Source organism: Streptomyces rapamycinicus NRRL 5491, from assembly GCF_024298965.1.
Lineage (GTDB): Bacteria > Actinomycetota > Actinomycetes > Streptomycetales > Streptomycetaceae > Streptomyces > Streptomyces rapamycinicus.
Genome location: NZ_CP085193.1, coordinates 8,930,094 through 8,942,750, shown reverse-complemented (window position 1 = coordinate 8,942,750; position 12,657 = coordinate 8,930,094). Strand labels below are relative to the sequence as shown.

The 12,657-nt window shown below is 72.3% G+C and carries 12 protein-coding genes; 3 read left to right on the top strand and 9 right to left on the bottom strand.

Translation table 11 applies throughout. From position 1 onward, the window contains the following. Nucleotides 1-2: 2 nt before the first annotated feature. Nucleotides 3-758 carry an SDR family oxidoreductase gene (locus LIV37_RS37620; protein WP_020872302.1) on the top strand — a complete coding sequence of 252 codons (756 nt, stop codon included), beginning with the start codon at nucleotides 3-5 and terminating at the stop codon, nucleotides 756-758. A gap of 227 nt (nucleotides 759-985) precedes the next feature. On the opposite strand, the gene amaP is transcribed toward LIV37_RS37620, so the two are convergent. The 5 genes from amaP to LIV37_RS37595 are packed head-to-tail and all read right to left on the bottom strand — an operon-like array spanning nucleotide 986 to nucleotide 3,405. Continuing rightward, entirely contained in the window at nucleotides 986-1,540 is a 555-nt protein-coding gene (amaP, locus tag LIV37_RS37615; protein ID WP_020872301.1) for an alkaline shock response membrane anchor protein AmaP, read from the bottom strand. 7 nt (nucleotides 1,541-1,547) lie between these two features. Beyond that, a complete protein-coding gene (locus LIV37_RS37610; RefSeq protein WP_020872300.1) occupies nucleotides 1,548-2,246 on the bottom strand; it encodes a DUF6286 domain-containing protein in 699 nt (232 codons plus the stop codon). Continuing rightward, a complete protein-coding gene (locus LIV37_RS37605; RefSeq protein WP_121825044.1) occupies nucleotides 2,243-2,689 on the bottom strand; it encodes an Asp23/Gls24 family envelope stress response protein in 447 nt (148 codons plus the stop codon). Before LIV37_RS37605 ends, LIV37_RS37610 begins: the two co-directional genes overlap by 4 nt. 30 nt (nucleotides 2,690-2,719) lie before the next feature. Continuing rightward, on the bottom strand, nucleotides 2,720-2,911 hold the full coding sequence (locus LIV37_RS37600; protein ID WP_020872298.1) for a hypothetical protein: 192 nt from the start codon (nucleotides 2,909-2,911) through the stop codon (nucleotides 2,720-2,722). Nucleotides 2,912-2,952: 41 nt separating this feature from the next. Beyond that, entirely contained in the window at nucleotides 2,953-3,405 is a 453-nt protein-coding gene (locus tag LIV37_RS37595; protein ID WP_373920717.1) for an Asp23/Gls24 family envelope stress response protein, read from the bottom strand. A 243-nt stretch (nucleotides 3,406-3,648) separates the two neighbouring features. Between LIV37_RS37595 and LIV37_RS37590 the strand changes: the two genes are divergently transcribed. Beyond that, complete coding sequence (locus tag LIV37_RS37590) at nucleotides 3,649-4,353, top strand: hypothetical protein (RefSeq protein ID WP_121824048.1); 705 nt, start codon at nucleotides 3,649-3,651, stop codon at nucleotides 4,351-4,353. A 21-nt stretch (nucleotides 4,354-4,374) separates the two neighbouring features. Here the strand turns inward: LIV37_RS37590 and LIV37_RS37585 are convergent, their stop codons facing one another. Together LIV37_RS37585 and LIV37_RS37580 are read right to left on the bottom strand one after the other, a co-directional pair. Further along, a complete protein-coding gene (locus tag LIV37_RS37585) occupies nucleotides 4,375-4,866 on the bottom strand; it encodes a response regulator (RefSeq protein ID WP_121824049.1) in 492 nt (163 codons plus the stop codon). After that, a complete protein-coding gene (locus LIV37_RS37580; RefSeq protein WP_020872294.1) occupies nucleotides 4,863-9,257 on the bottom strand; it encodes a HAMP domain-containing protein in 4,395 nt (1,464 codons plus the stop codon). The genes LIV37_RS37585 and LIV37_RS37580 overlap by 4 nt, the downstream gene beginning before the upstream one ends. A 93-nt stretch (nucleotides 9,258-9,350) precedes the next feature. Between LIV37_RS37580 and LIV37_RS37575 the strand changes: the two genes are divergently transcribed. Next, the gene (locus tag LIV37_RS37575; RefSeq protein WP_020872293.1) at nucleotides 9,351-11,246 is read left to right on the top strand and encodes a SpoIIE family protein phosphatase; all 1,896 of its coding nucleotides are present in this window, start codon (nucleotides 9,351-9,353) and stop codon (nucleotides 11,244-11,246) included. A 204-nt stretch (nucleotides 11,247-11,450) separates the two neighbouring features. On the opposite strand, the gene LIV37_RS37570 is transcribed toward LIV37_RS37575, so the two are convergent. Together LIV37_RS37570 and LIV37_RS37565 are read right to left on the bottom strand one after the other, a co-directional pair. After that, nucleotides 11,451-12,230, bottom strand: a complete 780-nt coding sequence (locus LIV37_RS37570; RefSeq protein ID WP_020872292.1) for an enoyl-CoA hydratase/isomerase family protein — start codon at nucleotides 12,228-12,230, stop codon at nucleotides 11,451-11,453. Nucleotides 12,231-12,352: 122 nt separating this feature from the next. Beyond that, nucleotides 12,353-12,574: a helix-turn-helix domain-containing protein gene (locus LIV37_RS37565; protein ID WP_020872291.1), complete on the bottom strand. Its 222-nt coding sequence runs from the start codon at nucleotides 12,572-12,574 to the stop codon at nucleotides 12,353-12,355. Between the last annotated feature and the right edge of the window lie 83 nt (nucleotides 12,575-12,657).

The window sequence follows — 12,657 nt, the reverse complement described above, 5'->3', positions numbered from 1 at the left end:
CCATGGATCTTGGACTCAAAGACCGGGTGTACATCGTCACCGGGGCCACCCGCGGGCTGGGGCTCGCGGCCGCCCGTGAGCTGATCGCCGACGGTGCGAAGACCGTCATCACCGGCCGCGACGCCGATACGGCGGCCGCCGTCGCCGCCGACCTCGGGCCGAACGCGGCCGGGGTCGCCGCCGACAACGCCGACCCCGAGGTGGCGACCCGCCTCATCACCACCGCCCGGGAGCGCTTCAGTGGCTTCGACGGCGTCCTCATCAGCGTCGGCGGCCCCCCGGCCGGGCTCACCACCGACATCACCGACGCCCAGTGGCAGGCCGCCTTCGACTCCGTCTTCCTCGGCGCCGTCCGCCTCGCCCGCGCCGCCGCGGAGCAACTCCCCTCCGGGGGCGTGATCGGCTTCGTCCTCTCCGGCTCCGTCCGCGAGCCGATCCCCGGCCTCACCGTCTCCAACGGCCTGCGCCCCGGCCTCGCCGGGTTCGCCAAGTCCCTCTCCCTCGAGGTCGGCCCCCGCGGCATCCGCGTCGTGGGCCTCCTCCCGGCCCGCATCGACACCGACCGCGTGCGCGAGCTCGATTCCCTCTCCGGCGACGCGGAGGCCTCACGGGAGCGGAACGCGGCGGCGATTCCGCTGCGGCGGTACGGGACGCCCGAGGAATTCGGCAAGGCCGCGGCTTTCCTGCTCTCGCCTGCGGCGTCGTACCTGACCGGGCTGATGCTTCCGGTGGACGGCGGGGCCCTCCACAACATCTGAGGGATCGCCTCCGGAAGTCGGCCTCTCCGGCGTTTGAGGAGCGGGGTCCGGGGCGGAATGAGGAACGGGGTCCGGGGCGGAGCCCCGGTGGGGGTCCAGAGGGCGGAGCCCCATGCCGCGCGGCGGAGCCGCACATCGGATCCAGCGGGGAGGGGGGGGGGGGGGGAATGCCCGCCGGGGGCGAACACGGGTCGGCGGGGTCGCGCCACGCATCCGCGCTCGCAGAGCTACCGCGCCCGCTCCGCCCCGTGCCGGGCCACCCTCAGCCGCACCTCCGCCGGAAGCCGCTCCAGGCCCGCCGACGTGCGGGCGCGTTCCAGGGCCTCCGCCCGCACCGCGTCCAGAGTCGACAGCGGGTCCGCCCGCGCGTCCAGCGACAAGCCCATCCGGGCCTCCGGTGTCGTCCGGCGGCCCCGTAGCAGGACGTGGGCGCGCTCCACGCCGTCCAGCGTCTCCGCGTCCGACAAGAGGGCGGCTTCCAGGGCGCGGCCGCGCAGCAGGGCGCCCTCGCCGTCGCCCGTCTCCACGAGCACTTCCTGGAGCCGACGCCGTCGCAGCTGGACCAGGAACCAGCACAGGGACAGCACGAACAGCACCGCCAGCGCCGCGATGACGGCCGGCCACCACCATCCGGTGTCCCGCCACCGCGTGCGGTCCGCCCGGCTGAGCAGCACATCGTCGCGGCCGTCGAACGGCGGCCACCCGGCCAGGACCACCGCGCCCGCGGCGGCCAGGACCAGCCCCACGACCCCCAGCAGCACCCGGTTGACGACACTCAGCATGGCGCGCTCACCCCTTCGGCTCCGCGGAGCGCCGTACGTGGACGGAGAGGGCGGGCGGCCGGGCCAGACCCAGTTGGCGGATGCCCTCGTGGAGGGCGGTGTCCAGATCCGCGCGTACCTCGTCGAGGTCGCGGAAGTGGGCCAGCGCGCGGGCCCTGATCCGCCGACGGCCGACGTCCACGCGGGCCGACCGGACACCGGGCACCTCCATCGCCCGGTCGCGAAGCACCAGCCCCGCCGACGTCCGGTCGATTCCCGCTCGAACGGCGGCCCCGGCTTCTCCGCCCGACCCCGGCCCCGACTCCGCCCCCGGCTCCTGCTCCGGCGCGCGCATCGGCAGCAGACCCCGCAGCCCCGGCGCCATCGCGAGGATCACCATCCACACGCCCAGCGCGGCCAGCAGCGCCGCCCCGCCCACGATCCACGCGTTGTCCAGCGGCCGTGCGGCGAGTTCATCGGCGAGCCAGTCCCGCCACCGCATGGCGCGCCGGCCCGAGCGCACGGCCGCCACGTCGTACAGCAGCAGCCCGCTGACGGCGGCGATGACCAGGGCGACGATCCCCGCCGGTAGCCGCCGCTCGGACCAGAAGCGCCGGACGCGCCCGGGCGCGTCCCCGTCCCCGGTACCGGAACCGGCGCCCGTCCCCGCCCTCGCGCCGTACGCCGACGCCGAGGTGGACTGACGCATCTTCTGGTCCGCGTTCATCGCACCCTGTCCCTCCCCCGACGCGCCCTGCGCTCCGGGCGCTCCCACCGCGGCACACGCAGCCGTTCGACCGTCACCGCGACCTCGGGCACCTCCATGCCCGTCATCTCGCCTACCCGTTCGATCACCTGCCGACGCACCGCACCGCAGTGCGCGCCGATGTCCGAGGGATAGCCGAGCTCGACGGCGACCCGGACGCGCGCGACGCCCCCGCGCACCGCGGCGACCGCGTACGGCCGCGCCGCCCCGGCGACATCGGCGAGGACGACCTCACCGGCGTCCACACCGGGGTCCACACCGGCGTCCGCACCCGTATCCGCGCCTCCGTCCGCACCGGAGTCCGCGGCGCCGCCGCCCCGCAACGCCTCCCGCGCCGCCTGCGAGGCGATCTTCGCGACGACCCGGTCCGCGATCCGCGTCGCACCCCGCTCACCCGGCTCCACCACGGCACGTCCTTACGGTCGTCATGGCGCTCACCGGGGCCGTCCGTCACGGCCACGGGAACGGAAGAAGTCACCCGGTTCCAGATCACCGTCCAGGAACCGGCCGACGATGAACCCGACGGCTCCCAACGCCGCCACCAGCAGAAAGGCCCCGAAACCGCCGAAGTAACCTGCGAAAGCCAGCGCCATTCCCGCGATCATCCCGACCACGGCCATGCTCATCGTGTGCTCCTTCGCTGGAGCCGACCGGAACCGCTGCCGGCCTATTGGAGCCGCGGCTCCGGCGGTTCCTCCTCCTCGTCCGGCAACTTCACATCGCTGACCGCGATATTGACCTCGACGACCTCGAGGCCGGTCATCCGCTCGACCGCCGCGATCACGTTCTCCCGTACGGCCCGTGCGACATCGGCGATGGAGACGCCGTAGTCCACCACGATCTCCAGGTCGAGGGCCGTCTGTACCTCCCCCACCTCCGCCTTCACCCCGCGGGTGACCGACCGGCCGCCGGGCACCCGGTCCCGTACGACCCCGAAGGTACGCGCGAGACCGCCGCCCATGGCGTGGACGCCGACCACATCGCGGGCCGCCATACCCGCGATCTTCTCGACGACGCCGTCGGCGATGGTGGTGCGCCCCCGCACGGCCGGGTCGCCTCCGCCCCGCCGGGTCCGATCGGTGGCGGCGGCTGCCGCGGCCATGCCGGGCCCGGCGCTCATTGTCTTGGGCGTACCGGCGGCGGGTTCCGTGGCGGGGTTCTCGGGTCGGTTCCGTGGTGCGGTCTCGGACATCACCGATCGTCCCTTCCGAGGCGAAGAGCGTGGAAGCGATTTCCGCTCGCTCTATTTGCCACCTTAAAGGGACTTTCCCCGAACCGCTTCGGAGATGCGGCACTCGCGCGATCGATACGGCAGGCTGAGAGCGGTAGGGCTCACGTCCATACGGCGGTAAGGGGTGACACGGTGGTCACGGACCGGCTCGCGCAGACCGTAAGGGAGCAATTGCGGATCGGTCGGCTGCTGCCCCTGGGCGAGCGGGAGGACGGCTCCTGGATCACCGAACGCGCGGCGAGCGATGTGCTCGGGCGGGCCGCCGCCGAGGTCCCCGGCGCGCGTCTGGGAGCGCTGCGGATCGGGCCCGCCGACCCCGACACCGCCGGGATGCCCGCGGTCCCGCCCCCGCCGAGCGCGCTGCCGCCGGGGCCCCTGCGCATCGCGGCGGACTGCGGGGCGACGCTGGAGGAACCGCTCCCGGTGACGGCGGACCTGCTGCGCGACGTACTGTTCGACGCGGCGACGGACCGGCTCGGCCTGCTGGTGGAGGCGGTGGACATACGGGTGACGGAGGTGCTGGACGAGTTCCCGGCCCCGCCCCCGGAGGCCCCGCGGCCCCATCGGGCCGAAAGCCCTGCCCCGGATCCCGCCACCGCGGCCGCCGCCCGCGCCGCCACCTCCGTGCCCGGCGTCGCCCGGCTCGCGCCGGTGCTGGGCTCGCCCCGGGCCGTGCGGATCGAGGGGGCGCACATCCGGATCGAGCTGGCCGTGTCGGCGGATCACCGCGCCGTGGATGTGGCGAGGGCGGTACGAACGGCGGTGGCACAGACCGCCCCGGCGCCGGGAGACCAGCCGCCCACGGTGGCGGTCCTCGTCACGGCCGTGGACTTCTGACCGGAGCCCGGCCCCGGCCGGTCACTCCTCGACGTACTTCCGCAACCCCTCGACCGTGCGCTCCAGCTCCTCGACCCGGTCGGACAGCTGCTCGGTCCGCGCCTCGAGCCGGCGGTTCTTGCGGTGCATCTCCAGGAACACATTGACCTTCGTCCGCAGCAGCCAGGGGTCGAAGGGCTTGATGAGGAAGTCGGCGGCGCCGATCGCATAGCCCCGGTAGGCGTAGTCGGAGTCGGCGTCGGTCCCGGTCAGCAGGATGATCGGGACGTCCTTGGTCTGGTCGAGCCGCTTGATGTTGGCGGCGGTCTCGAAGCCGTCCATGCCCGGCATCAGCACGTCGAGCAGAACGACGGCGAAGTCCTGCCGCAGCATGGCCTTCAGCGCCTCCTCGCCGGAGCGGGCGCGGACGAGCTGCTGATCGAGCGGGCCGAGGACCGCCTCCAGCGCGATCAGGTTCTCCTCCATGTCGTCGACGATGAGGATTCCGGCCTTCTCGGACACGCTCGTAGTCATCGCTCCCCCTGCCTCGGCCTCGGCGGACCGGTCTCGGCGGGCGCGGCGCCCTTTCCGGACACGCCCTCTCCGGACACGGCGGTGTCACCGTCGGACGTGGCGTCATCGCTCCCGGACTCGCCCGCCCGTCCCGGCTCGCCCGACTCCCCCACCTCAGCGTCCGGATCGAGCAGGTCGAGGATCGCCGACATCAGCCGGTCGACGTCCACGGGCTTGGAGACATAGCCATTGGCGCCGCTGTCGATGGCCTTCTCCCGGTCGCCGGGCATGACCTTCGCGGTGAGGGCGAGGATCGGCAAATCGGCCAGACGCGGTGTGCTCCGGATGGCCCGGATCGTCTCGTACCCGTCCATCTCCGGCATCATCACGTCCATCAGGACCAGTGAGACGTCCGGGTTGCGGTGCAGCACCTCCAGCCCCTCGCGGCCGTTCTCCGCGTACTTCACCGTCATGCCGACCCGGCCCAGCACATGCGTGAGCGCGAAGACGTTCCGGATGTCGTCGTCGACGATCAGGATGCGGCGGCCGTGCAGCACCTGGCCGGGGCGTCCGCGCTGCCACTCCTTGAGCCGGGTGGTGCCCGGCCAGCCGTCGTCCTGGTCCTCGCCCTCGTACTCGGTCTCCCCCTCGCTCCCGGCCTCGACCCCCGCCCCGCCGCCCGGGGCCCGGCTGGCGAGCCTGCTGGCGACCAGGCTGTCCGCCTCGCCGGAGGGCCCGCTCGGGGCGTGGTCGGCGGTGTCCGGCAGCGTCTCGTCCGAGGCGGGGGCGACCGCCGGGACGGTGGAGCCGGTGGCCCTGGGGTCCGAGGGGTCGGGGGCCGGGGCGACGCCGCTGTAGTGCGCCGGGACGTAGAGCGTGAAGCGGGAGCCGACGCCCAGTTCGCTCTTGGCCACGATCCGGCCGCCGAGCATTCCGGCGATCTCCCGGCTGATGGACAGGCCGAGGCCCGTCCCGCCGTACTTCCGGCTGGTGGTGCCGTCGGACTGCTGGAACGCCTCGAAGATCACCGGCAGCTTCTCCGGCGGGATGCCGATACCGGTGTCGGTCACGGAGAACGCGATGACGGCGTCCGCGGCCCGCAGCGCCTCCTCCTCGAACTCCGCTCCCGGGGTGCGCTCGACGCGCAGCGTCACCCCGCCCGACGAGGTGAACTTCAGGGCGTTGGAGAGCAGATTGCGCAGGATCTGCTGGAGCCGCTGCTCGTCGGAGAACATCTCGCGCGGTACGTCCTCGCCGACCGCGATCTCGAACGACAGGCCCCGGTCGACGGCGAGCGGCCGGAAGGTGGCGTTCACATAGTCGAGGATCTTGACCAGCGGCAGCTTCTTGGGCCGGACGTCCATCCGGCCCGCCTCGATCTTCGACAGATCCAGGATGTCGTTGATCAGCTGGAGCAGATCGGAGCCGGAGCGGTGGATGGTGGCGGCGAACTGCACCTCCTGGGGGGACAGCCGGTCCTCGGGGTTGTCGGCGAGCAGCCGGGCCAGGATGAGCAGCGAGTTCAGCGGGGTGCGCAGCTCATGCGACATATTGGCCAGGAACTCGGACTTGTACTGGGAGGCGGTCGCCAGCAGCGCGGCCTTCTCCTCCAGCTCCGCGTTGGAGCGCTGCAGCTCGTTGGAGCGCTGGCGCAGCTCGGTGGTGAGCCGCTGGGACTCGGAGAGCAGCGACTCGGTGCGGGCGTTGGCGATGATGGTGTTGATCGAGACGCCGATGGTGTTGACGAACCGGTCGACGAAGGCCAGGTGGACCTCACTGAACCGGCTGAACGAGGCCAGCTCGATCACTCCGAGCACCTGGTCCTCGTAGAGGATCGGCAGGATCACCACGCTGGCCGGGAGCGCGGAGCCCAGCCCGGAGTCGATGGTGATGTAGTCGGGCGGGACGTCGTTGATGAGGATCCGCTTCTTCTCCACCGCCGCCTGGGCGACCAGCCCGCGGCCCCGGGGGCCGGTCCGCGGCGTCTGGCCGTCGCCCCGGACCGCGTCCTGGTCGGTGCCGTATCCGGCGATGAGCTCGAGCCCCTCACCGGGCCTGGCACCGGCCGCGCTGAGGAAGAACGCCCCGAACTGCGCGTTGACCAGCGGGGTCAGCTCGCTCAGGATCAGATCGGCGACCTCGACCAGATCGCGGTGGCCCTGCATCAGGGAGGCGATACGGGCCAGGTTGGACTCCAGCCAGTCCTTCGCACGGGTGGTCTCGCGGAGGTTGGCGACCATCAGATTGACGTTGTTCTTGAGCGCGGCGACCTCGCCCTGCGCCTCGACCGAGATGGACCCGGACATATCGCCCTGGGCGACGGCGGACGCGACCTCGGCGATCGCGCGCACCTGGGTCGTCAGGTTGAGGGCCAGCTCGTTCACGCCGGTGGTCAGCCGCTTCCAGGTGCCGTAGACGCCCTCGACCCGGGCCTGGCCGCCCAGCCGGCCCTCGCTGCCGACCTCGCGGGCCACCCGCGTCACCTCGTCGGAGAACGAGGAGAGCGTGTCGACCATGGTGTTGATGGTGGTCTTCAGCTCGAGGATCTCGCCGCGCGCGTCGACGTCGATCTTCTTGCTCAGATCGCCCTCCGCCACCGCGGTCGCGACCTGCGCGATATTGCGGACCTGGGACGTCAGGTTGGACGCCATGAAGTTCACGTTGTCCGTAAGGTCCTTCCAGACCCCGGACACGCCCGGCACTCCGGCCCGGCCGCCCAGCTGGCCCTCGGTGCCGACCTCGCGGGCCACCCGGGTGACCTCGTCGGCGAACGAGCGCAGCTGCTGGACCATGGTGTTCACGGTGTCCTTGAGCTCCAGGATCTCGCCCCGGGCATCGACCGTGATCTTCTTCGACAGATCGCCGTTGGCGACCGCCGTGGTGACCTGGGCGATGTTGCGGACCTGGGAGGTCAGGTTCAGGGCCATGAAGTTGACGTTCTCGGTGAGGTCCCGCCAGACCCCGGAGACGCCGCGGACCTGGGCCTGACCGCCGAGGTTGCCCTCGGTGCCCACCTCGCGGGCCACTCGGGTCACCTCGTCGGCGAAGGACGACAGCCGGTCCACCATGGTGTTGATCGTCGACTTCACCTCCAGGATCTCGCCCTTGGCCTCCACCGTGATCGTCTTGCTCAGATCGCCCTCCGCCACGGCGGTGGCGACCTGGGCGATGTTGCGGACCTGGGAGGTGAGGTTGTCCGCCATGAAGTTGACGTTCTGCGTAAGGTCCTTCCAGACCCCGGAGACGCCGCGGACCTGGGCCCGGCCGCCCAGCCGGCCCTCGGTGCCGACCTCGCGGGCCACTCGCGTCACCTCGTCGGCGAAGGCGGAGAGCTGGTCGACCATGGTGTTGATCGTCGACTTGAGCTGGAGGATCTCGCCCCTCGCATCCACGGTGATCTTCTGCGAGAGATCACCGGTGGCGACGGCCGTGGTCACCTGGGCGATGTTGCGGACCTGGGAGGTCAGGTTGGACGCCATGAAGTTGACGCTGTCCGTAAGGTCCTTCCACACCCCGGAGACGCCGCGGACCTGGGCCCGGCCGCCCAGCTCGCCCTCGGTGCCCACCTCGCGCGCCACCCGCGTCACCTCGTCGGCGAACGCGCCCAGCTGGTCGACCATGGTGTTCACGGTCAGCTTGAGCTCCAGCAGCTCACCGGTGGCCTCGACCGTCACCTGGCGGGTGAGGTCACCGCGGGCGACCGCCGTGGTCACCTCGGCGATGTCACGGACCTGCGCGGTGAGCCGGGAGGCCATGGTGTTGACGGCCTCGGTGACCATGCGCCAGTCGCCGGAGAGCCCCTGCACCTTGGCGCGGCCGCCCAGCCGCCCCTCGGTGCCGACCTCGCGGGCGATCCGGGTCAGCTCGCCGGTGAACAGCGACAGCTGGTCCACCGTGCGGTTCACCCCGCGCCCCAGCCGCCGCAGATCGCCGCGGAGCTGGCGGTTGCCGTCGTGCAGATCCACCCGCTGGGTCAGATCGCCGGACGCGATCGCGTCGAGCACCCGCGTGGCGTTGGACACCGGGCCGACCAGGGCGTCCACCAGCTGATTGGCCGCGTCCACGTTGGTGGCCCAGGCCCCCGGGCCGGGGCTCGCGGTGATCCGCTCGTCCAGCCTGCCCTGGCGCGCCACCTCGCGGCGCACCCGGTGCAGCTCACCGGACAGATGAGCGTTGCGCATCGCGAGCTGGTTGAAGACCCCGGCCATCTCGCCGACCAGACCCTCGGCCGAGGTGTCCGCGCGGACGGTGAAGTCGCCGTCGCACAGGGCGTTCATCGCCGCCAGCAGGGACCGCAGCTCGGCCGCGGACGCGGTCTCCGCACCGCGCGCCGGGCCGGAGGGCCGGGCGTTTTCCGGACATTCCACGGGCAGGGCCGGGGAAGTGTCGGTGGTGATCGGGTCGAGAGCCATGGCGTCGTCCCTTAAAGATCATTCATATCCCCCTGTCTGTCATAATATGGCACCTAGATGGCCTAAACCGCCTGTATTGCCCTGGAGCCGCACGTGGGAGCCTTGTTTCCTCTCGCGCGTGAGTCCGTCTCGCGGACGACGCTGCCCGGCAGCGTGCGCGCGCCCGGCGCGGCACGCGCCTTCATCCGTACGGCGCTCACGGGACGGAGCGCGGCGGAGGTGTTCGCCCCGATCACCCTCGACGAGCGGTCGATCGACGACGCGGTGCTGCTGGTGAGCGAGCTGGTCACCAATGCCGTGCTGCACGCGGGCACCCGGGTCGAGGTGGTCTGCCGGCTCCAGCCCGGCGACGGCGGGGAGGGCTACGGGCCGGAGGACGGCCCCCTGGGGCCCGAGGAGACGAGCGGCCCGGACGATGTGCCGAGGGATGTGCCGAGGCGGCCGGGGATCGTCATCGAGGTGGCGGACCTCCACCCCGCCAGCACCGTCTACGGAGGGCCCGAGACCCAGCGCCGGGGCCGCGGCCGCGGGCTCCAGCTGATCGGGGCGCTCGCCGAATCCTGGGGCGTGACCTATCACCGCACCCGTAAGGCGGTCTGGTTCCGGCTGGACGCCGAGCGGGCGGGGACCGAGTTCGACGCCGTCCCCACCAGCGCGCTCGGGCGCGAGCTGCGGTTCGCCGAGACCCTGGCCCCCATCACACCGCGTGAGCAGCGCGATCCGACCGCCGATTGGGTGGACCGCGGCGGACCGTCCTTCCTCGCCGAGGCCAGCGAACTCCTCACCGGTCAGCTCGACGAGAACATGGTGGCCGCCCTCGCCGGGCAGCTCCTGGTGCCGCGGCTGGCCGACTGGTGCGCGGTCTGGCTGACCACCGAGAGCGGCGCGCTCCAGCTCGCCCGCGTCTGGCACAGCAATGAGCACCGCATCGGCGCGCTCCGCGTCTCGCTGGAGCGGCATCCGCCGCCCACCGGGCTCGGCTCGGCGGGCACCTCCTGGCCCTGGCCCGGGGTCGCGGACAGCCAGGGGGTGGGCGGATCGGCGGTGTGCTTCCCGCTGATCGCACACGGCCGCAGCCACGGCGTCCTGCTGCTCGGCCGGGCGGGCGTGCCCCGCATGGCGGAGGGCGTGGTGCGGCTCTCGGAGGACGTGGCGCGGCGGGTGGCCCAGGCCGTGGCCACGGCCCGGCAGTACACCCGCCAGGCGACGATCAGCCGGGCGCTCCAGCGCCGCCAGCTGCCCATGTCGCTCGCCCATATCCCGGGGGTGGACACGGCGATCGTCTACGAGCCGCACGGCGAGGGGCAGACCGTCGGCGGCGACTTCTACGACCTGTTCCCCATGGGCGACCGCCGCTGGTGCTTCCTGCTGGGCGACGTCCAGGGCAGCGACCCGGAGGCGATGTCGGTCACCGGGCTGGCCCGCCATCTGGTGCGGCTGCTGGCCCGCGAGGGCCATGGGGTGGAGTCGGTGCTCAACCGGCTGAACCAGGCGCTGGTGGAGGAGGACGCGGAGGCGGCGGAGATCGACGGCGAGCAGTCCCCGCCGCGCTTCCTGAGCCTGCTCTACGGGGAGCTGGAGCCGGACCCGGCCGGGGGCGGCGCCCGCTGCACCCTGGCGAGCGCCGGCCATCCGCTGCCGCTGCGGCTGACCACCCAGGGCGCGGTGGCGCCCGCCGCCTCCCCGCAGATGCTTCTCGGCATCGACGAGAACCCGGACTTCCACGCCGACAGACTGGCCCTGGGACCCGGTGAGACGCTGCTGTGCGTCACCGACGGGGTGACCGAGCGGCGCAACGGCCTGCGCCAGCTGGATGACGACGACGGCCTGTCGGACATCCTGCGGGACTGTGTGGGGCTGGGCGCCAAGGCGGTCGCGGAGCGGGTGCGGCGCGCCACTCATGACTTCAGCCCCGAGCCGATCGACGACGATCTGGCGGTGCTGGTGCTGGAGGCGGTGCCGTCGGTGGAGCCGCAGCGGATGGCGTGACGGGGCGCTCGCACCCCGAAGGGGCACGGGGCCGTATCACCCTGCGGCTCCGCCGCGGGGCGCGATCAGCCACGACGGCGCCGCAGACGATCGACGGCAACACGGCACAAGACGGCAAGACGGCACATGACGGCATGGCGGCAAGACGGCACATGACGGCATGGCGGCAAGACGTCACGGCACTCCCGGCGGAGCGCGGAGCGCTCAGTCCGTCAGCCCCGCCAGGTCGCGCAGCCGGCGTGCCTGGGCGGCACGCTCGGCGGCGCGCTGCTCCTCGTAGGTGCGGTCCACGGCGCCCCGCAGCAGCGCCTTGGTCTCGACCAAGGCGTCGCGGGGCGCGGCAAGCAGGGCCGCCGCCAGGTCCTGGACCGCGCCGTCGAACTCGGCGGCGGGCACCACGAGATTGGCCAGCCCGGTCCGCTCGGCCTCCTCGGCGTGGACGAAGCGCCCGGTCGCGCAGATCTCCAGCGCACGGGCGTACCCCACCAGCCCGACCAGCGGATGGGTTCCGGTGAGGTCCGGCACCAGCCCGAGGCTGGTCTCGCGCATGGCGAACTGTGCGTCGTCCACGCAGACCCGCAGGTCGCAGGCGAGCGCAAGCTGGAAACCGGCCCCGACGGCATGGCCCTGGACGGCGGCGATCGACACGATGTCGTTCCGCCGCCACCAGGTGAACGCCTCCTGGTACCCGGCGATGGTCGCGTCCAGCTCGCTGTCGGAACCGCGCGCCATGTCGAGGAACGACGGCTCGCCGTCGAACCCCTCGGGCGTGAACGCCTGACGGTCCAGGCCCGCCGAGAAGGACTTGCCCTCGGCGCGCAGCACCACGACGCGCACGGTGCCCGGCACCAGCTTTCCGGCCTCGGCCAGCGCCCGCCACAAGGCGGGCGACTGGGCGTTGCGCTTCGCCGGGTTGTTCAGGGTCACCGTGGCGACCGTGTCATCGACGGTGAGCTGAACGCCGTCCTTGTCGAGCAGGGTCACAGGGGCCTCCGGTCGGGTGCGGTCAGTACAAGTGACTGCACAGTAACCACCCGGCCGAACCGACGATCAGCCGGGTGGCACCCCTGTCCCTACCTGCTGATGGTGATGGAGCATACGGGCGATCAGGCCGAGGCGGTCTTCTTGCCTCGCGTCGCACCGCCGCGTCCCCGTAGGGAAACTCCGGATTCGCTGAGCATCCGGTGAACGAATCCGTAGGAACGGCCGGTCTCCTCGGCCAGCGCCCGGATGCTCGCCCCGGAGTCGTACTTCTTCTTCAGGTCTGCCGCGAGCTTTTCGCGCGCGGCGCCGGTCACCCGGCTGCCCTTCTTCAGAGTCTCGGCCACCCGTGCCTCCTCATGGGAAGTGCGCTCTGGACTCTCATGATCACCCCTACAGGCCTTCCTGGCCACCCATTCGGCAAGGTCTG